This is a genomic window from Bacillus sp. B1-b2 (genome assembly GCF_009183415.1).
In the GTDB taxonomy this organism is placed as follows: Bacteria; Bacillota; Bacilli; order Bacillales; family Cytobacillaceae; genus Niallia.
Genome location: NZ_WEHU01000040.1, coordinates 1 through 22,886, shown reverse-complemented (window position 1 = coordinate 22,886; position 22,886 = coordinate 1). Strand labels below are relative to the sequence as shown.

The following is a 22,886-nucleotide window of genomic DNA, read 5'->3' as shown; positions in this document are numbered from 1 at the left end:
TTGGAAAGGAGGAAATTTATGTTTAAAAAGATAAAGATTGTATTAATAGGGCTCAGCTTAGCTATTTTATTATTTATCATTTTACAAATAACCTTACTAGTAAAAGAAATAGAACGTTCAACTCCTACTACTTTACTCGATAATAATGGAAAACCAATTGTAACAATACAGAATGATTGGATATCTTCTAATGATGCTCCTTCGTTAATGTTGGACTATATAGTGAAGGAAAAAATAGTAGATCATGAAGGGGATTTTTTATTCCCGAGTCAAACCATGAAAAAGCACTTATCGAATTTTTGGTTAGATCAATTTTATAATGAGGACGAACGTATAGACCTATTTTTAAATAAAGCTTACTTTGATAATGGAATAGTTGGAGTAGATAATGCTTCTAATTATTATTTTAATAAAAGCATAAAAGAGACTACGATTTTAGAGCAGATATTCTTATTGTATAAATCTAAGAATCAAGAAACTACTGAGATGTATTTAGATGTAACTGCAATGATAGAGGACTTGTATGAAAAGGGATATTTGGAAAAATCGGAAATGAAAGAAAGTAAGGGGAAAATAGGAAAGCTATTGGAAAGTTTATACCATCAAAATACATTTGCTCAATCTTACGTAAACCTAGTTGGTAGTGAATTGCAAGAGAAATATAACTTGTCAGAAGAAGAGGTTTTTCGTAAAGGGTACGTTGTAACAACAGGTTTAGATAGAGATGTCCAATTGAATTTATACAAGAAATTTATTAATGGAGATACGTTTCCATCAGAGGAAAAGGCATTTATCGAGGGGGGCATGGCGATTCTCCGTTATAAAACCGGAAGTGTGACGGCACTAATGGGAGGAAGAGAGTATCAAGAATCTACACTGAATCGTGCGGTTGACATAACTAGACAACCTGCTTCTACTTTTAAACCCTTGATCGTTTATGGCCCAGCGATTGAAAAAGGCTGGAAGGAAGATGACGTAGTAAAGGATGTTCCGATAAAAGTTGGAGATTATATCCCGAAAAACTATGATAATCAGTATAGAGGGCAAGTATCATTGCAAGAAGCTTTGGTTATGTCTTACAATGTGCCAACTGTATGGTTATTTAATCAGATAGGAATGGAAACAGGACTTACATATATAAAAAAATTTAAGTTATTTGACATTGATCCTGATGATGGACATAAATTAGCACTTGGATTCACACGCGTGGGAACATCTCCCTTAGCTATTGCACAAGCCTATACTACTTTTCCTAATGGTGGGAAAATGACGAAGGCTCATTCTATTGAAAGTATTAAGAATGTAAATGGAAGGACTATCTTTCAAAGTGATGTAGACGAAAAGAAAATATATAAGAATGAGACAGCATCAAAGGTTACATCGATATTAAAGAAGGTAGTAGAAAGTGGATCTGGAAGTCATGCTGCGATAAAAGGTCAAGAAATAGCAGGAAAAACAGGAACCACTTCCTATGATTTATGGTTTGTAGGTTTTAACGATGAGTATGTCGGAACAGTTTGGATGGGACCAGACGAAGTAAGTGCAAAGAAACGTCTCAACATTAATACAAGCAGTGAAGGGCATCCAGCTACTTTATTTCAAGAAATATTTAAAAATCTAGAGTAAGTAAGAATTTAATAAATTTTAAGCAACATCTTAGAAAGAGGTTAATTCGAAATGCAATGGTTTACGTTTATCATTTTGGCCATCTTATTTATGGTATCTCCTTATTATAGAGGATTATATTTTACTGCTGACTTCTATGGAGTTAGCTTGTTCATCTTTGCGTTATTTATCGTATTGTTCGGTAGATGGATAATGTATAAAGAAGTACATCTTTTAAAAGAAGTATGGGTGGTTTTATTAATCCCATTATGCTTTTTAATTCCCCTTCCTTTTGCGGAAAGTCCAAGGGGAGCTTTGGATGTTGTATTAAAGTGGACTTGCTATAGTGCTTTCTTTCTCCTATTATATTGGACCACAGTTCATATGAGTATAAAAAAATGGGTGCCAGTTATTTTTCAATTAACAGGAATCTGGCTTACTTTCCATATGCTTTTTATTTATTGTGGATGGCTTACTTTTCCTAATGGATTTGTAGCAGAAAGATTTGCTGGTGTTTTTCAATATCCCAATACATTTGGAATGATTATGGGAGTATTTTTGCTCTTTTCCTTTATTATGTTAACGGAAAAAAATATAACTACTCCCTATATTGTTTTATATTCTTGTGCAATTGTGCCATTTTTTATTTGTATTTTGTTATCTTATTCTCGCGGTATGTTTCTAATCCTACCAGTGATGTGGTTTATGGGATTATGCCTTTTAAGTCTAAAAAAACAAATAGAGTTTACAGTATATACGTTTATAGGGGCACTCATTGTTCTTCTTTTCGTTAAAGTGATTACAAAGGGTGATTCCATTCATATGGGATTATTGGTAGTGATATCAACCTTATTAATTGTTTTAGCAAAGAAAATTCTAAGTGGGAAATTGTTAACACGGAATAGAATACAAATATTATCCGAAAAGAAGTGGTCTCGATTTATCCTGCCATCTATTCTTGTCCTAATAGGGATTGGAGGCATTCTTGATTTAAAAAATCATGGACTTGTCTATCATTCCCTGCCATTGGAATTCCAAGAAAGGGTAGAAAGCATAAGTTTAAAGGCTACTACTGCGCAAGAAAGATTTATATTTGTGGAGGATGCTTTAGAAATAAGTGAAGAATCACCACTTTTTGGTATGGGTGGAGAAGCTTGGGCTACTGTTTACAAGAACTATCAACAAAATCCATATGATTCTAATAAGACACATAATGGCTATTTAGAATGGTTACTAGAAATTGGGTGGGTTGGACTTATCTTAGTAATTATGGTGTTTGGTTATTTTCTATTTAGGATTTTTCAATCTATTCTTAATGAGAAAGATAAGTCTCTATACGTAGCAGTAATGATTAGCTTATTGACCATATTTATTCATAGTTTCATTGATTTCAACTTTTCTTATAGCACTGTATGGTTTTTTGTTTTTTGGTTAATTGTAATGGGCATTGCTACTCATACAAATAAAAAGCAAGCTACTACTATGCCAAAAAAAGTTCTGTATTTTGCAAATATAAGTGTAGGATTGTTTGCTATTTTAGTGGTTATAAGTCTTTTCTTTTCTTTTCAATTCATGCAAGCAGCAAAAGATTATAAGAAAGCAAGTGAGGTAAAAACTATACCTGGAAAGCTTGATTTATTAGAAAGTGCAGTCCAAAAGCAACCCCAAAATATTAAATATCTAGGTGGATTAAGTACTGTTTATCCATCTATATACAGTAATGGTGTGCAAGATAGGGAGTTGAGAAATAAAACACATACTCTCTTAAATAAGATGACTTCACTTGAACCGGGAAATGTAGACACTTGGTTTAAGGCAGGAACCATTTCCATAAAGATAGGGGAAGGGGAAGAAGCAATTGCTTATTTTGACCATGCATTAAAGGTGGACCATTATAATACAAAGTTATATGAAATAAGTATCTCTACGAAAATAAATTATGTGCTTACACATCCTGATGCCACTACTGACTATGTAGATTCTGCATTAAAGGATTATGAAACAATGAATCAGTTGTACAAGAATATTAAAAAACGTAAATTGAACGATTCTCTTAATAGTAGAGATTTTACCGTTAATGACCAAATCTATTATTATTCAAGTCTTGGATATTTCATAAAAGGGAAGTACCAAGCTGCAATAGATGTATATGAGCAGGCGAAGGGTCATAAAAAGATACAGGCAAAAATGGATGCTATTGCTAGTCTATCTTATGAGAGATTAAATGATAAAGAGAAAGCAGAAGAAGTATTAACATCTCAAGAAAGAGTAGAATTATCTAGTTATATAACATTTTTGGAAAAAATGAGTGGAAAATGATAGACAAATTTAGGGAAAATAGGTATATTGTATGAGGTCTAGTTTTTTAATAGCTTAATAAAGGGGGGAAAGATCTCTATCAAGTAGAAAAGAGATCAAAAAAATGAAAAAGAAATTTTCTTTTATAAGTGGATTAGTTGCGTTCACTTTATTATTCGCACCAATTACGAACCATACATATGCAGCAGAAAGTAGTTCCGTAGAGGAATTAGAAGAAATCTCTTATGAAGATGCTGGAGTAAGAGAAGATGTTTACAATGTAACAGAAGATGTTTACGGAGTAACAGATGACGTTTATGGAGTAACAGAAGATGTTTACAATGTAACAGAAGATGTTTACGGAGTAACAGAAGATGTTTACGGAGTAACAGATGACGTTTATGGAGTAACAGAAGATGTTTATGGAGTAACAGATGACGTTTATGGAGTAACAGATGACGTTTATGGAGTAACAGATGACGTTTATGGAGTAACAGATGACGTTTATGGAGTAACAGAAGATGTTTATGGAGTAACAGATGACGTTTACGGGGTAACAGATGACGTTTACGGAGTAACAGAAGATGTTTATTTAAGTGACATTGCTGTAAATGAAGCTGGAATGATTGATTTAGATTACTCTACATATTCTCAAGTTGGTTTAAACATAGATGTTGAGGAAGTAAAAGATATTGTTAAAAGTAATGCTGAGGCGAAATTGAATATCAATAAGGGCGATGTTACTGTTGAATTGCCATTAGCTCTTCTGAATATTGATCAAAATGTGACAATCAAAATTTCACCACGACAGTACGAAGGTTCATTAGGTCAAATTTATGACTTCTCTATTCAAAAAGAAGATGGTACATATATTTCTAAATTTGAACAAAACCCAATTACCTTAAAATTCGTAGTGGACTCTACTAAAGTTACTAACTGGGATTCTGTAGCGGTTTATTATATTGATGAAAATGGAGTTATAGCAGAAAAATTAAGTCCATCTAAAATCAATGCTACTACAGGCGAAGTATGGGTAGAAGTAACTCACTTCAGTTCATATGGAGTATTTGAAGAAGCAAAAGATAACAGCGGTGATAATAACGGTGTAACTCCAGGTAATACAACTCCAGGTAATAATGGAACAACAGGTAACACAAGCAATAATGCAACAAACGGAACAACAGGTAATACAAATAGTAACGCAACAAGCGGTAGCACAAATACTACTGTAACAAATGCAACACCAGTTGCATCTAATACAAATGCAACAACAACGACTAGTGGTAACCAACTGCCAAATACAGCAACAAATAATATGAATGCAATCTTATTCGGATTAACAATAGTTGCTTTAGGCGGAGTTCTTTTATTTGTGAGAAATAGAAGAGCAATAAAAAACTAATATCCTTATTTAAAAAATCCTCTTGAAATGCAAGAGGATTTTTTATGCCGGAATTTTTAGTTAGGTTTTATCGAAATAATAGTGTTTTGGGAAAGAGAGGGTTTATTTATGAATCGTAATATTTGGGTAGGATTCCTAATAGGAATAGCTGCTGTATTGATAATAGGAGTAGGAATTATGTTTTTTGGTGATTATTCCATTCAGAAAGCAAGTGCAGAATCGAATGTTGAAGAGAAGTCTGAGAGTAGCGATGTAGAGGATATGGAAGAAATAGAAGAAACTAAAGACATGGAAGAAACAAATGAAGTAGTAGATAGTAACAATAGTATTTCCTATAGTCTAAAGGATAACACTATAACATTAACAACGGAAGATGGGGCTAAACATATTTTTGAGAGTTACAGTGATCAAGTTGACTACACTGCGTCTCAAGAAAAAATCCTTATTAATCCACAATATGGGTGGGAAGTAGGTGGAGCACTTTATACGTATTCTAAAGAAGATGGATTAAAAGAAATTATTAATGTTCGAGGTTCAGCAGGAGAAGGAGAATATTACCCAAGTGATGCCATTTGGCTGGATAATCGATATATTATGTATATTAATAGCTATCTTTATGGAACAATTCCAAGTGGTGACGTTCAAATTTATGACACTGAAAGAGGACGAATAATGCCTTTAGATTTATATAAAGGTGATGCAGTACTGAATCTAACAAGTGTTAGCGCAGGGAAACATCCTTATATTGTTATGAGTGGAATCGAATTTACAGATAATAGCTATATGGATAATATTAATTATGTAGAACATCATACAATTGATGAGATTCTTGGAATGATTGCAGAGTAAGTATTGCCAAGATGTGTTGGTTTAGAATTGCTAATAGTTACTGTTAACGATGAAGGAGAATTTACCACTAAGAATGAAGTTTGTCGTTGAAGTATTAATAGAAATGAAACTAAACATGAGTAATTTAAATCAGGCTTTTGGAAGGCACATAAGAAATAAAGGAGCAGCTGGAGTCGATGCGAAGGATGTTGGAAATAGGAGGTTGATCCGACTGGATTGCTAATCTCTTTAAAACAATTATATAATCGTTACCCAAAACTATTACTTGTATTGAAAGATGAACTAAGTTCATACGAATAAGTAGAAGCGGATGGTTCTATAAATGGCTACCTACGTGAACATATTGAAGTAATGGCAGAAGTTGTGCAAAACGGAGTAGAATTAATGGCATACATACCTATAAGCAATATGGATTTATTTATGTGGATAAGTAAGAATGGTAGTGGGACTCTTGCGTAGTATGTATGGTATAGAATCAAATTGTCAGTTATGAGGAATAGTTGTAATAGGTAGAAGAGTTAATGGGGCATGAGTTTGGTATTGAAATGGACTCATGCCAATTCTTATGTGATTGAAGTAAGTTAATGAATATTTATCAATCTTGTTTAAAATGGACCATATTTAGATCATATATAATAAATTCTAGCTATAAAAACGTCACCTACTAAAAATATTCACCAATAAACTCTAACAATTCCGCAGGTTCATAAATAACCTTATCTGGAGTAAATAATGTATCAGGAACCTCTTTTCTTCTATGATTCATCCAAATACAATTCCATCCCACTTGCTTTGCTCCTACTACATCATTTTCGAAGGAGTCTCCTATATATACTGTTGTTTCCTTTACCAAATCAAGTCTCTCTTCCATGATAATAAATGCTTTAGGATCTGGTTTGGCGATTCCAATGTTTTCTGAGATGAAGATATTATCTTCTGGAATCCAGTTGGACAAGCCTAGTTGTTCTATTTTCTTGAGTTGATGGAGATAAGGGCCATTTGTTAAAATTCCAAGCTTTTTCTTCCTTCTAGTAAGGTGCTCTAATAATGTTTTAATTTCGGGGTGAAGAGTTATTCTTTTTTGTTCCTGTTCATAGATCTTTTGAAATGCTACTGCTTCTTCATATCCAATGGTTAATCCAAAATCCTGGCATGCAGCCATTATACGATAGGTATGTAATTCAATTAACGGTATTTCTCCAGCTTCACTTTTATGAAATAAGGATTCACTATGTTTTCTACTCGAAACATATAATTTTTCCATTGGTACATCTTGAAATTGTTTAAAGCTGTTTTCAAAGGCATTCTTAAAGGGAGTTAATTGATCATACAACGTGTCATCCACATCAAAAATAATAGTATCCAATTTGTCATCTCTCCTTTAGTATTAGTAACACATGTAAATCTAGCATAGCATGAGTGGCTTCATTATGTACTTTATAAATTTGCAACAATGTTGTTGTAATAGGCTGTTATTAACGAAAAAGTTATTTGTGCTAGAATAAATTCATACAAACAAGTAAGCGCTAACAAATGAAAGGATAGAAGTTGTTTGGGGGTGGTGGAATGATGGAGTTATCAAAAAGGCAATACTACTTGATTAAGACAATGCTCAGCAATCAAGAATATAAGACGGTAAAACACTACTCGGAGCTTTTGAAGGTTTCACAAAGGACCATTCATAACGACATAAAAGGAATGGAAAAATTTCTTCATCACTTTCACTTAATAGTTCAGAAAAAACCTAGTAGTGGAGTGAAAATAGAGGGGGAGATGAATGAAAAATTAAATTTTCTTAAATATCTTAAGACACAATATGAAATGGATGATTTGCAAGATTTCTCTCCATCGGATAGAAAAATACAAATAAAGAAGATGTTGCTAATAGAAGAGCAAATACTATCTTATCAAGGGTTATCAGATTTATTTTTCGTCAGTAAGTCTTCCATAGCAGCAGATTTGGAGAAAATCCAATCTGAGTTAAATGATTATTCTATTGAGATTAAGGGAGATCAAAAAGGAACATATATTACTGGATCGGAGTCGCAAATTCAATATTCTTTAGTTGCCTTTAATGAAACATTAATTGCTAGAAATGAAATAGAAAATCATATAGAAGGATTACATAGATTAAGAGAGATATTCACTCAATACTATCCTGAGGATACCGTTACTGCCTCTCTTCATGCAGTAAGGAAGATAGAAGATAAAGCATTCAAACCTATCGCGGAACATTACTTAACAAAGCTTTTTAATACAATGACTGTTCTATGTTATCGAGCGTTTAAAGGAAAGCATCACTTAGAGCTGTTAGATAGTCTTGTCTATGATAAGGTAAAAAATTTAAAAACATATCTATTGGCGAAAGAGATTTTGGATGAAGTACAAAAGGATCTCTCCATCGATTTTACAACAGAAGATATCATCTATTTAAATCAACACCTCATTGCATTTGGGATTGAATCTAGCTATAACCCAACTTTATTAAGCGAAAAATACAATACTCTCATCAAAGACATTATACAAAAAATGAATAGCATCCTGAAAATCGATTTATCTCATGATGAAAAGCTAACCGAGGGATTAACTTCTCATATTATTCCGATGATTTATCGGTTGAGGAAGGGAATATCAGTCAAAAATCCCCTATTAAACGAGATTAAAGAAGAGTATTCTGTGATGCTTGGCGTAAGTTGGTTTGTTACTTCTATTATTGAAGAAGTGTTCGAAGTGCATCTAACAGAAGATGAAGTTTCCTTTATGATGGTTCATTTCCAAGCAGCATTAGAACGAAACTCCAATTATAAAAAAGCATTAATAGTTTGTCCGAATGGTATTGGAACCTCGGAACTCATTGCCAATAAGGTAAAGCATGTTCTACCAGCATTGTGTCATATAGAAGTCATAGCTATAGATAAGCTGTATAAAGTAAATATCGAAAGTATTGATTTCATCATATCTGCTATTCCATTAAATATCACATCTAAGCCCGTCATCTATGTCTCAGCGCTAGTTACCAATTCGGATATTAAGAACATCATGAATTTTTGTGCAGAATTATTTTTTATAAAAGAGGAGAAAAAAGAAACGATAGACCGATATCCAACAATCAAGCATTTATCTCCATATATTACGAAAGATGGTATTTTTCCGAAAAGGAGAATGCGTACTCAAGAGGAGGCTTTGGATTATCTCATTCAGCAATTGAAAAATGCTGGCGATGTGGTAGATGGATTTGAAGAGTCTATTTACAAAAGAGAAAAAGTAGGAACAACTGCGTTGGAAACTGGGGTTGCTATTCCACATGGAACTCCCAAATTTGTGAAGAATACTAGAATCCTCATTCTCACTACTGAAGAAATGATAGAGTGGGGTGGAACGAAAGTCGATACCATCATTTTAATTTCGATAGCTCCTAAGGATATTAAAATGGTGAAGAATATACTGAGCGAGATCTATTTAATAGTGGAAACGAGAAAGAAAGTGAAATATTATTTTTCGGAGAATACGAAAGAAAGAATGGTACTGCAATTAAAAGGAGGTGATACCGTTGATCGAGAAAAACTTAATCTACTTAAATAGCAAACTAGCCAATCGTGATGAAATCATCAGAAAAATGAGTGAAGATGCAAAAGATAATGGCATGATTAATGATGTGGATGAGTATATTGCAGCAGTTTTAAAAAGAGAAGCGGAAGTTCCAACAACTGTTGGTTTTAATGTTAGTATTCCACACGGTAAGTCACAGGCAGTTATCACACCGTTTATTACCTTTATGAAAACAGAAAAGCCATTTGTATGGGATGAGGTAAGCGAGGAGGAAACTCAATTAATTTTTATGATTGGGGTTCCCATTGATCAGAAAGATACACTACATTTACGAATTTTAGCACAAATTAGTAGAAAGCTGATGGATGAGAGTTTTAGAGAAAGTCTGTTGAGGGCTGACACTGTAGAAGAAGCCTATCAGCTAATAAAATCAATTGAGAACAATATCTATTCAGAGGAAAAGGGGAATGCGAAGTGAAAATTGTCGGGGTAACTGCTTGTACAACAGGTATTGCACATACTTACATGGCACAAGAGGCATTAGAAAGAGAATGCAAAAGAAGAGGATATGAAGTGAAGATTGAAACGCAAGGAGGAATGGGAATCGACAATGAATTAACAGAGGAAGATATTTTAGAAGCAGATGCTGTTATTCTCGCAATTGCTATTGGAATTGAAGGAGAAGAAAGGTTTGAGGAAAAACAGGATGATGGAAAAGTTCTGCTTTTAGATCCCTCCAAAGTGATTAAAAATGTAATAGATGTGGTGGATCAATTAGAAAAATTATAGGAGGAGTGGTTATGGCAACTAGCTGGAAAAAGGTAGGGGAGGAAATAAAAAAGGCATTTAGTACAGGTGTTTCTTACATGATGCCATCTGTTGTGGTTGGAGGGATTTTCTTAGCAGTCGCATTAGCCTCAGGGAAAGCTACTGATGAAGGGATGGTTATCACCAATCCATTTCTTCAAAATTTAAATGTAATTGGATCTGCTGGTTTTGCAATGATGATTCCTATTTTAGCTGGATATATCGCCTATTCTATTGCAGGTAAACCTGGATTAATTCCTGGAATGATTGCAGGATTTATTGCCAATAACCCAATCGGGGATGATGGAGTAAAGACAGGGTTTTTAGGTGCAATGGTTTTAGGAATTGTAGCTGGTTATATTGCTAAATATGTGAAGGGATGGAAAGTCCCGAATGCACTTAAACCAATTATGCCTATTCTCATTATTCCTATCATTACTACATTTATTACCTGTATTGGATACACCTATGTTTTAGCACATCCTTTAGCAAGTCTCGTAAATGGAATCTTTGACTTATTTGCATCACTGCAAGGGGGGAGTGCGCTTCTATTAGGTCTTGTAATTGGTGCATTTACAGCTATTGATATGGGTGGCCCTATTAATAAAACAGTTACTGCCTTTACATTAGCATTAATGGCAGAAGGAATTTATGGGCCAAATGGTGCTCACCGTATTGCCGTTGCAATTCCTCCATTAGGAGTTGCTTTATCTACCTTTATTTCAAGACGAAAGTATACACAGGAAGAACGGGGTATGGGATTAAGTGCTGGGATTATGGGGTTAATTGGGATAACAGAAGGTGCCATACCATTTGCCGTAAAAGATATGAAACGTGTTCTACCAGCCATCATTATTGGAAGTGCAGTCGGTGGAGGAATAGGGATGCTACAAAATGTTGGGACATTTGTTCCACATGGTGGCTTAATTGTTATTGGAGCAGTTGATGGAAAACTGTGGTATTTCCTTGCTATGCTAATTGGAACAGTAGTTACTGCTGCTATTCTTCATTTTACAAAACCAGATGTTGCTGTAGATCCAAAGAAAGAGCTAAGTAAGAAGGAAGAAAATACAATCGATTTATAAGAGGAGGAAACTAGAATGACTAAAGTATCTATTAATACAGCTGTAAAAACGATTCTAGAACTGCAAAAGGAAAATAAAGGAGCGACATTATTAGGAATTGGGCCAATGTCCCAAAATTTATTACAAGCAAGTTTTGAATTGGCTAGAGATGAAGATTTTCCATTAATGTTTATTGCTAGCCGTAATCAAGTAGATATGGATGAGCTTGGTGGGGGCTATGTGAATGGATGGAATCAATTTTCCTTTGTAGAAGCAATTAGAAATATGGCAGCAGAAACAAGTTTTAAAGGTTTATACTACGTTTGCCGTGATCACGGTGGCCCTTGGCAAAGAGACAAAGAAAGAAATGATCATCTGCAAGAAAAGGAAGCAATGGATATTGGAAAAAAATCATATCTTGCTGATATTGAGTCTGGCTTTGACTTACTAATGATTGACCCTACTAAAGATCCTTTTGAAGTAGGAAAAGTAATTCCTCTAGGAACAGTGATTAGCCGCACAGTGGAATTAATTGAGTACTGTGAAAGAGAAAGAAAGATAAGAGATTTACCGGAAATTGGTTATGAAGTAGGGACAGAGGAAACAAATGGTGGCTTAACCTCTACAGAAACATATGAGACTTTTATTAATAGATTAAAAGAAGAGCTAGATAGTAGAAATTTACCAATGCCAACCTTTATTGTAGGGCAGACAGGAACATTAGTAAGAACAACAGAGCAGGCTGGAAAGTTTAATTTTGAGAATGCTTGTGAATTAGCAGAGATGGCTAATAAATATGGAGTAGGTTTGAAAGAACATAATGGAGATTATCTAGATGATGTCACACTATTGGAACATATTCCTTCTAACATTGTAGCAACAAATGTGGCACCACAATATGGAACAGAAGAAACCAGAGCATATCTTAAATTAGAGGAAGTAGAACAAAGACTAGTGAAGTATGGAATAGTTGATAAACCTTCTAAACTACGCGAAACACTCCTAATTCATTCTATTAAAAGTGAACGTTGGAGAAAATGGATGGTTGGAGAGCAAAGGAATTTAACTGTAGAGGAAATAGTAAAAGATAACGAAATAGCTATTCAGATATTAGATATTGCAGGTCACTATACGTTTAATGACAAGGAAGTAAAAGAGGAAATTGAAAAGTTATATCAAAATTTAAGCAAAGTAAATGTGGATGGACAGAGATTTGTAGTCAATCATATTAAGCGTCCAATACGAGATTATGTAGAATGTTATAACCTAAAAGGAGTCACTTCGAGAATCATAGAAAAACTACAATCCTCCGAAGCGATCGAAATAGGATAATTTATCTCCAGTCCATATTATTGGATATGCAAAGGGCTCAGATTGGCCGTCGGATACCTATGCATGTCACCGTTTTATAAGACATAAAGAAAAAATCAATTTAAATTAAATGTATAAGACTTTAGAGAAATAGTCAATTAGAAGAAAGCATAGGAGAGTGTCTTATGCTTTTTTTCTTTGTGTAATACGTGTTAGATGATTCCTTATGCCTAATATTTTGCAAAAATATTAACTCATTTTTGCTTTTTCGACAAATTTATAGGACATTCGACATATAGTTTGTGTTATTTTGAAGAAAAAGAATAAAGTGGGGCAACTCTGAAGAAATACATCATGATTTTACTAACTGGTTTTCTGTTTGCATTTTACTTATTTACTTGGAGTGTAACAGATGTACAAGCTCATCCTGGTAGAACAGATGCGAATGGAGGCCATACCTGTAGAACTAATTGTGAAAAATGGGGCTTAGAATATGGAGAGTATCATTATCATAATGGTGGATCAAGTTCTAGCTCTAGTAGTAATTCTGCCACTGTTACAACAGTAGATACATCTTCCATAGAAAAGGAACTTGCTGAAACGAAAGAAACAATTAATCAACATGAAGAAAAAAATGCACAGTTACAACAGGAGAATACAGAATTAAAACAAAAAATATCAGAATTAGAGGCTCAAGTTTCTGACTTGAATAACACCATCAATACATATAAGTTAAAGGAAAATGATATAAGTAAAAAAGAAATAGAATTGCAGGATTTAAGCAAAGAAGTGGACAGTAGAGAACAGGAAGTAGAAGCGGAAACAGTAGAGAATGAAGCGAAGTTGAAAAAGTTAAATGGTAATTTAGAGGATAGTCAAGAAGTAATAGAAGACATGAAAAATGATACGGCAGTTGGTGCAATTGGAACAGCAACAGCTTTAGTTGGTGGTTATAGCATTTTTAGGTTAGTTAATCGAAAGAAAAAAAGTAAACAGTAAAGATAAGAATACTAGCTAGAATAAGGAAAATTAATAAGAAAGAGAAATGTTATAGTTATGTCATTTCTCTTCACCTTGTTGAAAAAAGATTATGTCAATAAAAATGCTTCCAATTTTTATAACAGGAGTGTGTCGAGAACTTGTATAAGTAATTAACTCACTAAATAAGGTTTTGATTTCTGTGACAGGCGTTTGGTTCACTTTCCAGGGGCTCGATGCTTTAGCCGATATCTGCCCTTGATCTACAGGGCATAAAGCTTCGCAGATTCCATAGGAGTCTCACGACTGAAATATAAATCAAATGGATAAAAATTAGCTTATATTAATATTTTATTGAAAAAAATTCCACAGCCAATTTGTAGGAATCATCAAAAATAAGCGGAGAAATCCGGTTAATGGCAAATGAAATGTTAATTTCCTTGCTAATAAGCGGATTTTTCCGGTTAAGTATGGAAAATTCCTCCGATTCCATGTGTTCTAATGAAATAGGCGTAATTCTCCGTCTATTTCCGTTGTTTTTCATGGAAGTAACGAAAATAAGAGGATTTCTACGACTATTTTTCTAAAATGGTTTTTTCCAGATTCTCTATGTTACGAAACATCATATATTATTTCATAACTCTTTCGATTTTCTACTATTTATACATTTGAATAGGTGAAGTACATACAAACCCACCTCGCTTTCCATTGATGGTACGAGGGGGTTATCGCTATTTTCCCAAATTGTCCATAGACAATTTTGTTTTTTAACAGTAGGAAGAGAAATGCCAAAGTTAGACATTTCTCTTCCTCTAAGTTGAATCTATGCTATTTTCTTTTCCAAATTAATCTCTCGAACAAACCTTCTCGCCCTGCACCCAAACTTCCCGAATATTCTCCGCGCGAACTAGATACATGATCTTCTGAAAAACATCATCCAAATCTTCCTCATTAGAATAAATCGGAAGTTTAGCAGTAGGTATCATCGTATCTATAACCTGAACATCCCAAGTATAACCCTCTTCCAGACGTCCAATCGGAAGGCTAAGACTTTCACCACCACCCGCAGTTGCTAAGTAAAAAGCTTCATGAATGGAAATGCGGGAGTCTGCAACACCACGTTCCTCTGCTGGAAGGCTTGCGTTAACACCATCTTCTAGCATACGAGAAGAAACGACTGCTTGTTTTGCTGTATCATAAATGCTGGGAGTTGCTCCTGCTGAAATATCTGTTCCCAGTCCAATATCTATTCCCATGGATTGAAATCTTTTTGTCGGTAACACACTATTAGCAAAATAAGCATTAGATAGTGGACAATGACTGATTGCGGTACCGGTACTCGCAAATAACGCTGCATCTTGATCATCTAAATGATTGCAGTGAGCCATCACTGATTTTTCCCCTAGTAATCCAAAATCATTTAGAGCAAAAGCATCATGCTTGTTGAAGCGCTCTTTTACATACTGATGTGCCCAATCGCTTTCACTACAATGAGATTGAACATGTGTATTGTATTTAGATGCCAATGCTCCTAAGCCTTTGAGTGCTTCGTCGGAACAGCTTGGTATAAACCGAGGTGTCACAACTGGATAAACACCTTGTTTAACAGATTTGCCTAGTTCTTTCACTGCTAAAATAAATTCCTCTGTATCTTCTAAAGCTGTTTTCGTATCTGCATCGCGGTAGTATTTTGGGTTTTGTTCAGGATCGTCCATCACTACTTTTCCTACTAACCCTCTTTGTCCCTTCTTTGCGCATATTTCTGCTAATAAAACTAGCTTCTTTATGAACAGTAGCAAAGTATAGAACGGTTGTTGTTCCATTTGCAAGTAGGGCACTAACAAGGTCTTCATACACTTTGGTAGCAAATTTTAAATCCGCATATTTGGATTCTAATGGAAATGTGTATGTGTGTAACCAATCATAGAGAGGGATATCTAATGCCGTTCCATTTTGTGCCCATTGGGGGGCGTGTACATGTAAATCAATAAAACCTGGTAAGAAATATTGACCATCTTTTAGGCGATAATAATTCGCATCTCTTTCATATGTTGCTACTAAGCTTGTGTAATCCTCATGGTCAGGTCCTACTATTTTTTCAATCATCCCATTAGAATTGACGAAGAATAAATGATTTTCCAGTATATTTACTTTTTTAGGAGAATAACTACTAAATGATGTTCCATGAAAAATATGCGTATAATTTATCATAATTACCTTCCTAACGTTCGTGTTTTGTGTTAATATAGTCATTGTAAAGGATGAAGTATAGGTCGTCTATAGGGAATCCACTTTTTTAGCTATTTTTCGTTTTTTATAAATATTTTTGTAAGATACCTTGAATTTAAAGGAACTCATGGTATAGTAAAACAAAACTAAATATGTTTTTCATATAATCGTAGGGATATGGCCTACAAGTTTCTACCCGTTTACCGTAAATGAACTGACTATGAAAAGCAGAATAGAATAGGTGCCTAATATAGGTCTATTCTTTTCCTACTTTGATTCTATCAAGCTCAAAGTATATGCTTTTCTATTTTTTTAGGAAGGGATGTACTTTGAGCTTTTTTATTTATTAAGGGAAAACAACGGATTATATGAAGACTAGCAATCAACAGGGGGATTAAAATGGAGAAAATGGTAAGAGATGTAGAAGCAAAGGGGAATTCAATGGATAGTGGAGAAAAAATATCCATTGGTAAATCTGTATTCTTAGGTTTTCAACAAGTATTAGCGATGGATTTATTTATTCCACCAATCATTTTGGCAGGATTATTATCCTTTTCTGTATCTGATAGTGCTTTGTTAATTCAAATGACTTTCATTGCTTGTGGAATTGCTACTCTTATTCAAGCAGGATTTGCTATGAGACTTCCCGTTATGCAAGGACCTTCTTTTGTACCTTTAAGTGCATTAGCAGCAATCGGAACTACTTCAGGAATTGGAGCGATGATCGGTAGTTTGATTCCAGGTGCCATACTAATTGCAATATTAGGGTACCCACTTAAAGTCTATAGTAAAGTGGTTCGTAAAATTATTCCTCCTATTGTGGCTGGAACAGTTATTGTTGTTGTTGGTCTTTCGTTAATGCCAAGTGCTATTAATTCTATTTATTCAGCAGAAGGTAGCTTTGGGGAAAATATATTGATAGCTACTATTACAGCAGCTATTCTAATCTTTTGTATGTATGTTGGGGAAAAGGCAAAATCAAAATGGAAATATATTAAAGTTGTCTCGGTTATTTTAGCTTTAGGAATTGGATCTGTAGTTGCTTCTTTCTTTGGATTAGTGAGTTTTTCTGCTTTAGAAAGTGCGGCATGGTTCAAGATGCCAAGTTTATTTACTTTCGGCATGCCAGAATTTAATCTTCATGCGGTTCTTGTTATGATCGTTGTTTACCTTATTGTCACTATAGAAACTACTGGAACATGGTTTACTGTAAGTAAGGTTACAGGGGAAGATCTAACAGATAAACGTTTAAATGGAGGAGCATTTGGAGAAGGATTAGGTTGTTTTGTAGGTTCATTCTTTGGTGGAACACCTGTAACAGGTTATTCTTCTAATGCTGGAATTATCGCTATTACTGGTGTGAAAAGTCGTAAGCCGATTATTGCTGGTGGAATTATCTTAGTTCTTTTAGGAATGATGCCAAAGTTAACGAGTTTAATAGCATGTATTCCAAGTGTTGTTATTAATAGTGTATTTGCCATTCTTTGTGTCGTTATTATGATGAATGGATTTAAGGTTATTAAAGAAGAAACTTTCACAGAAAGAAATATGCTTGTTATTGGTGTGCCGATTATGCTGGCATTATTCGCTGTTATGATGCCTTCTGATATTTTATATGGACTTCCTGAAATTGTTACTTATTTTGTTTCTTCTGGAACAGCAATTGGAGCGATTGCTGCATTAGTTCTTAATCTTGTACTTCCACAAAAACAAGATGATCGCACAAAAGAAAAAGATGGATCTCTACATGTTAATTATTAAAATAGAACGAAAAGAGGCTTTTATGTATGCTACAAGATAGACTATGGAATGAATGGCATCCAGTTTGTAAAGCAGAGGAATTACTGGATGAACCGAAACAGGTATTTGTGCTTGGAGAAAGAATTGCTATTTTTCGCAATGAAAAAGGAGTTCATGCCTTTAAAGATTTATGTATTCATAGAGGGGCTGCCCTTTCTCTAGGTAAAGTGAAGAATGGTAGATTAGTATGTGCTTATCATGCGTGGGAATATGATTGTGTCGGAGCATGTGTCAAGATTCCTGCCTTACCTGAGGGAAGAGCAATTCCAAGAAAAGCGAAAGCAACTGTATATCATTGTGAAGAATATCTTGGATTAATCTGGGTTAACTTAGGTGACGATCCAGCTCCACTTATTTCTTATCCAGAATACAGTATGGAAGGATATCGCACGGCAATATGTGGACCATATGAAGTGAAAGCAAATGCGCCGAGGATTATTGAGAATTTCCTTGATGTGTCTCACTTAATGTTCGTACATGAAGGCTTGCTAGGAGACGAGGATCATGCAAAAGTAGTAGATTATAAAGTAGACTTTATCGATAATCGCTTTATTACTAGTAAAATCCCTGTTTATCAACCAAATCCAGATGGACGCTCTAAAGGTGGATATGCTAACTATGTGTATGAAATTCTAAATCCAACTACTGCTCGATTTACGAAAACAACAGATGGATCGGATGATGCATTAACTATTTTACTTCTTGTTACACAAGAAGATAACGAGCAGTCTAAAGCATATATGTTATTAACAAGAAATTATGATTTAGATATGTCAGATCAGCCATTTATTGATTTCCAAGATACTATTTTCTATCAGGATTTAGATATTGTCCAAAGTCAGAAACCTGAGTTACTTCCATTAGATTTACAAGCAGAGCTACATTTGAAGTCAGATGCTCTTACTATTAGTTATCGTAGATGGTTGAATGAGCTTGGGGTGGAGAATGGGACTACACCGATTCCAGAGGAAAAGAATAAAAAATTAGTTATTAAATAAGTAGAAGGTACTTAGACGCCATGATTTATAGGGAGTTTAAGTGCCTTTTTATTTGTGATGTACTAAAGATTTTCCCATGTTGCTAAAAAAATAGTTCATGAACTAAATTTTCAGTTTTTAAGAAAATAAGCGTAGATTTCCGGTTAAATGCAAAATGAACCTCAATTTTAAGAAAATAGGCGTAGATTTCCGTTTATTAAGTTTAAATCCGTCTATTTTATGTTTTTTTTGAAGTAATAGGCGGATTTATCCGGTTATTTTTTCTGTTTTTCCTTTTCTTTATTAATTAAGCGGATTTATCCGGCTATTCATCTAATCGGACTTCTATATCATTTTTTTCTATAAGAAAAGGGATGGTTTGGCTTTAGGCTAGCTAGTATTAGGAGTATGACAATTGCGATTAAGACTTTAGCAGAAGAGAAATTCACATTTTCATAGGTGGTCTTATTAAAAGTAATGTGAGAAGTACAAGCACACTACCTCTAACTGAATAAACTATCAGAAAAGGCTTCAAAAGAAAGAGTGACTAAAAGTGAAGAAAAAGAAAAGGATTAATAAACATAAACTCTCTTTCCTCCAACCTACCCCAACCCTTCCCACCAGTTACACTGTCAATCTAGCAGTTATAGGCGATACCCATGTAGGTTATGCAAATAGTCGAAGTGTGTTCAACAGTTTTTTACCAAGAGTAGTAAGCAATGGGAATAAACGATATATCATATTCGGGGGAGATAACGCTCATGCTTTAGGAGCTCCTTCAACAGCAGATGCTAGAAGATATTATCAGCAGTTTAAGGATATTGTAGATAGAAATTTAGGTCCAAGAAATATCTATTACCGAACATCTATTGGCAACTGGGAAGATACTAGTAGAAATGATAGTAGAAATCTCTTTCTTCAATTTTTTAATAGCTTAACTGGCCGTGTTGATATTCCAAGAACACAAGGATTAGTACAACATGTATGGCTAGATAATGGAACTGGAACGTTTAGTCAGGAAAGTATCAATCTATTAAATAGCTTGGATGCTAATCATTACTATATTATTGATTTCCATTGGCCTTTAGATGTACCTGGAGTCAATAGTGTTGTGGGGCAAGATCATGTGATTAGTAGTCAACAGACACAGCAATTCTTTCAAGCTATACCTGTCAATGTAAGAAGTAGAATACTAGGCATTTTCACACACCATGCTCATGTGTTCTTTCAGAGGTTAACGAATATTCATCCGAACTTCCCGAATACCCCATTCTTTGTGACGGGATGTTCTGGTGCATATAAATGTTCCACTGTTGATAGTGGTTATTATGATGTAACTTTAACGATACAGAATAACCGAGCTAGTATGAATGCTAGGAAAGTGATATTGAATTGAGGTGAAGAGCATGAGATGAAGATTTCATGCTTTTTTTATGCTTATTTTTTAAAAACTATTACGTTCATTTTACATATTTGATTGTCGCGATATAAGAGTGGTGTAGAAAGAAAGTACAACACTTTCTTCTACTACATATTTAAAAAGAGAGGAGACGAGCTTTTTAGGAAAATGTATATGAATTCGAAAGGCAATTAACTATTTTTTTAATAAAAGGAGCTGGAGACGTGAGTATTTTTATATGGCCATTAAAAGGAAATTATGTAGTGACATCAGGATTTCGTACATCAGGTAGACCAGATCATCATGGGATTGATTTAGATATTCCTGGTTCAGGATATCAAAATAATGTTCCTGTTGTTGCTGCTAGAAGTGGTACTGTTTCAAGATCTACATTTTCTACTAGTTATGGAGAGGTAGTATATATTAAGCACTTAGTAGATGGTCAAGATTATGAAACAGTATATGCACATATGCATGAAGGTTCTAAAACGGTAAAAGTGGGAGACCCAGTTACTCAGGGACAGCGTATTGGTTATATGGGGAATACTGGTGCTTCTGAAGGGCAACATTTACACTTTGAGATTCATAAACCTGCTTGGAATAGTACTAAATCTAATGCCATAAATCCTGTTTCTGTTTTAGGGAATGTTACCGAAGCGCCAGAACCTCCTGAAGATAAGCCAAGAATGAAGGTTTGGTTTCCAGTCCGTATTACCAGTTCTCAATATGGTATCTATTCACAACCACCTAATGGGAAATGGATGTCCGATTCTACTCCATATAAAGATCTTATCTTGGCTGTTAGATACGAAGAAACAAGTAGCGGGAAAAGATGGTTCAATATTTATGATGGAGAAAAGAATATTGGTTGGATTAACGCGAATCAAACATCTGTCTTAGACTTTAATTGGGCTATTTCACAACAAGAGCTTCAAGCTTATACTTATACAGATAAAAATTTATCTACTCCATTTAGAACAATAGCTACTAATTCCGAGGTAGCATTTATAGAAGATCAGACGGAAAAACAATTGATTATGACTGCTAATAAAGCATTATGGGTAGAAAAAGGATTTGTGACAGGACCTAACACAGGTACCGAAAGTCAATACTGGTATGTAGCAAAAATTTCAGACTTCACCTATGGCATTTATGGTTCTGCAGGTGGTGGATGGATTGCTAGTGCAGATGCTTATAAGGGATATATCTTTGCTGTTAGAGCAGAAGAAGATGCTAAAGGGAAGAAGTGGGCTAATTTGTGGTTGGGGAAAGAGAACATTGGTTGGATTACCAAATCCCAGCTAGAAAAAATTCCACATACATTTCTACATTCTTCTAGAGCAGTACAAGCCTATACGTATAGAGACCTAACTTCACCGTATGTTACGATTCCAAAGGATGGTGGAGTAGCATATCTGCAAGAAACTGGGGATGTACACCAACTTGTTTATACGAATAAGCTACTTTATGTAGCAAAGAATTTTAGAGAAGAATAAATCTTTTGGGAAAAGAGGCTGACAATTCGTCGGTCTTTCTTTGTTTTATAGAAAAGAAGATTTTGGCCTATGTCTAAGCTTATAGCTTTAATTATGTTTAATAAACATGTCTATTGTGCTATAGTGTTCGTCCTTGTAGTTTTTAGTGTCGGTGAATTAATAGGAAAAATTCCGACTAAATGTAAATGTACTTCTATTTTGAGGATAATAAGCGGATAATTTCCGGTTAAGATGGGGGAAATTCACTTTTTTCGTGTTTTGTGTGGAAATAGGCGGAATTTCTCCGACTATTGGCGCTGTTTTTCATGCCACTTACGAAATAAGAGGAATTTTTCCGACTATATATTTGATAGGATGTAAACCCTCTGTGGTGATAGATTTGGGAATAAGAAATAGGGAATATATTAATAGTAGAAGAACAATGAGGCATTACCGGGTGAAAAAGTGTAAACGATAAAAGAGGAGCAAAGTATTTATGAAGAGAGTTCATACGCTTACAAAGAATTTTATATAAATGTACTCATCTATTATTCCGTTGGAATTTTTCGGTAGCGAAGATATTTCTATAACTTAATTGGAGAGAAGAATAGCAGTCGCATAAATATGAACTATTAAATACAAAGTATATATAGAAGAAGTTTAGGAAAAGTGCGTTTTATTGTCTTGCAAAGTTTGATATATATTTCTATCATTCGTAATGATGTCAAAATCAATATTTAATATGGTTATTATCTTCCTAGTAATAGTAGAGTAAGGAAATCTCCATCCGGTAAAAACTCACTTCCTTTCCCTTTAGATAGTGAATCTCTCTATAGAATAGAAACAATAATAACTACCTAGAAATAGCACGTAAATAAAAATACCAAAAAAGTTTTAATAAAGTGTTGACGTATAAAAAGATAATGTGATATATTATTGAAGTCGCTTCGGAGCGATGAGAAAAATGAAAGATTTGCTCTTTGAAAACTGAACAATAAACGTCAACAATAACCGTTCTTGAATGAACGGAAACAAGTAATACAAAAGCTAGAGTTTAGCAATGAGCTAATCTTACTCTTTATTGGAGAGTTTGATCCTGGCTCAGGACGAACGCTGGCGGCGTGCCTAATACATGCAAGTCGA

Annotated in this window: 16 protein-coding genes, 1 rRNA gene, 2 pseudogenes and 1 riboswitch; of the genes and pseudogenes, 17 read left to right on the top strand and 2 right to left on the bottom strand. The window is 34.4% G+C overall.

Going from position 1 to position 22,886, the window contains the following annotated elements; translation table 11 throughout:
• Window positions 1-18 precede the first annotated feature (18 nt).
• The 6 genes from F9279_RS22775 (at window position 19) to F9279_RS26360 (ending at window position 6,613) form a co-directional block, all read left to right on the top strand.
• Window positions 19-1,626 carry a transglycosylase domain-containing protein gene (locus F9279_RS22775; protein WP_152116428.1) on the top strand — a complete coding sequence of 536 codons (1,608 nt, stop codon included), beginning with the start codon at window positions 19-21 and terminating at the stop codon, window positions 1,624-1,626.
• A gap of 51 nt (window positions 1,627-1,677) precedes the next feature.
• Complete coding sequence (locus F9279_RS22770) at window positions 1,678-3,924, top strand: O-antigen ligase family protein (RefSeq protein ID WP_152116427.1); 2,247 nt, start codon at window positions 1,678-1,680, stop codon at window positions 3,922-3,924.
• A gap of 103 nt (window positions 3,925-4,027) precedes the next feature.
• Complete coding sequence (locus tag F9279_RS22765; RefSeq protein ID WP_152116426.1) at window positions 4,028-5,305, top strand: LPXTG cell wall anchor domain-containing protein; 1,278 nt, start codon at window positions 4,028-4,030, stop codon at window positions 5,303-5,305.
• 108 nt (window positions 5,306-5,413) lie between these two features.
• Window positions 5,414-6,154, top strand: a complete 741-nt coding sequence (locus F9279_RS22760) for a hypothetical protein (protein WP_152116425.1) — start codon at window positions 5,414-5,416, stop codon at window positions 6,152-6,154.
• A 73-nt stretch (window positions 6,155-6,227) separates the two neighbouring features.
• The gene (locus tag F9279_RS25400; RefSeq protein WP_193224680.1) at window positions 6,228-6,377 is read left to right on the top strand and encodes a hypothetical protein; all 150 of its coding nucleotides are present in this window, start codon (window positions 6,228-6,230) and stop codon (window positions 6,375-6,377) included.
• A gap of 95 nt (window positions 6,378-6,472) precedes the next feature.
• Complete coding sequence (locus tag F9279_RS26360; protein ID WP_226793840.1) at window positions 6,473-6,613, top strand: family 1 glycosylhydrolase; 141 nt, start codon at window positions 6,473-6,475, stop codon at window positions 6,611-6,613.
• Window positions 6,614-6,818: 205 nt separating this feature from the next.
• Here F9279_RS26360 and F9279_RS22750 read toward each other — a convergent pair whose 3' ends face one another.
• Window positions 6,819-7,520: an HAD family hydrolase gene (locus F9279_RS22750; RefSeq protein ID WP_152116423.1), complete on the bottom strand. Its 702-nt coding sequence runs from the start codon at window positions 7,518-7,520 to the stop codon at window positions 6,819-6,821.
• Window positions 7,521-7,720: 200 nt separating this feature from the next.
• Here F9279_RS22750 and F9279_RS22745 point away from each other — a divergent pair, with 200 nt between their 5' ends.
• The 6 genes and pseudogenes from F9279_RS22745 to F9279_RS26355 all read left to right on the top strand — a co-directional run.
• The gene (locus F9279_RS22745; protein ID WP_152116422.1) at window positions 7,721-9,736 is read left to right on the top strand and encodes a BglG family transcription antiterminator; all 2,016 of its coding nucleotides are present in this window, start codon (window positions 7,721-7,723) and stop codon (window positions 9,734-9,736) included.
• Window positions 9,705-10,181, top strand: a complete 477-nt coding sequence (locus F9279_RS22740) for a PTS sugar transporter subunit IIA (RefSeq protein WP_193224679.1) — start codon at window positions 9,705-9,707, stop codon at window positions 10,179-10,181. The genes F9279_RS22745 and F9279_RS22740 overlap by 32 nt, the downstream gene beginning before the upstream one ends.
• Window positions 10,178-10,492 carry a PTS fructose transporter subunit IIB gene (locus F9279_RS22735; protein ID WP_152116420.1) on the top strand — a complete coding sequence of 105 codons (315 nt, stop codon included), beginning with the start codon at window positions 10,178-10,180 and terminating at the stop codon, window positions 10,490-10,492. The genes F9279_RS22740 and F9279_RS22735 overlap by 4 nt, the downstream gene beginning before the upstream one ends.
• 11 nt (window positions 10,493-10,503) lie before the next feature.
• Window positions 10,504-11,595, top strand: a complete 1,092-nt coding sequence (locus F9279_RS22730; protein ID WP_152116419.1) for a PTS fructose transporter subunit IIC — start codon at window positions 10,504-10,506, stop codon at window positions 11,593-11,595.
• A 15-nt stretch (window positions 11,596-11,610) separates the two neighbouring features.
• On the top strand, window positions 11,611-12,906 hold the full coding sequence (locus F9279_RS22725) for a class II D-tagatose-bisphosphate aldolase non-catalytic subunit (RefSeq protein ID WP_152116418.1): 1,296 nt from the start codon (window positions 11,611-11,613) through the stop codon (window positions 12,904-12,906).
• Between the two features lie 399 nt (window positions 12,907-13,305).
• Window positions 13,306-13,423, top strand: a pseudogene (locus F9279_RS26355) (YHYH domain-containing protein); the annotation flags it as partial.
• A 1,285-nt stretch (window positions 13,424-14,708) separates the two neighbouring features.
• On the opposite strand, the pseudogene guaD reads toward F9279_RS26355, so the two are convergent.
• Window positions 14,709-16,074 (bottom strand): annotated as a pseudogene (gene guaD / locus F9279_RS22715) (guanine deaminase).
• A gap of 157 nt (window positions 16,075-16,231) precedes the next feature.
• A riboswitch (purine riboswitch) is annotated at window positions 16,232-16,333 on the top strand.
• 167 nt (window positions 16,334-16,500) lie between these two features.
• On the opposite strand from guaD, the gene F9279_RS22710 reads away from it, so the two are divergent.
• The 5 genes from F9279_RS22710 to F9279_RS22690 all read left to right on the top strand — a co-directional run.
• Window positions 16,501-17,853, top strand: a complete 1,353-nt coding sequence (locus F9279_RS22710; RefSeq protein ID WP_152116433.1) for a uracil-xanthine permease family protein — start codon at window positions 16,501-16,503, stop codon at window positions 17,851-17,853.
• Window positions 17,854-17,879: 26 nt separating this feature from the next.
• Window positions 17,880-18,890: an aromatic ring-hydroxylating oxygenase subunit alpha gene (locus F9279_RS22705; protein ID WP_152116417.1), complete on the top strand. Its 1,011-nt coding sequence runs from the start codon at window positions 17,880-17,882 to the stop codon at window positions 18,888-18,890.
• 532 nt (window positions 18,891-19,422) lie between these two features.
• Window positions 19,423-20,265, top strand: a complete 843-nt coding sequence (locus F9279_RS22700; RefSeq protein WP_152116416.1) for a hypothetical protein — start codon at window positions 19,423-19,425, stop codon at window positions 20,263-20,265.
• 227 nt (window positions 20,266-20,492) lie between these two features.
• Window positions 20,493-21,764 carry a peptidoglycan DD-metalloendopeptidase family protein gene (locus F9279_RS26350; protein WP_152116415.1) on the top strand — a complete coding sequence of 424 codons (1,272 nt, stop codon included), beginning with the start codon at window positions 20,493-20,495 and terminating at the stop codon, window positions 21,762-21,764.
• Between the two features lie 1,057 nt (window positions 21,765-22,821).
• Window positions 22,822-22,886, top strand: a 16S ribosomal RNA gene (locus tag F9279_RS22690); the annotation flags it as partial.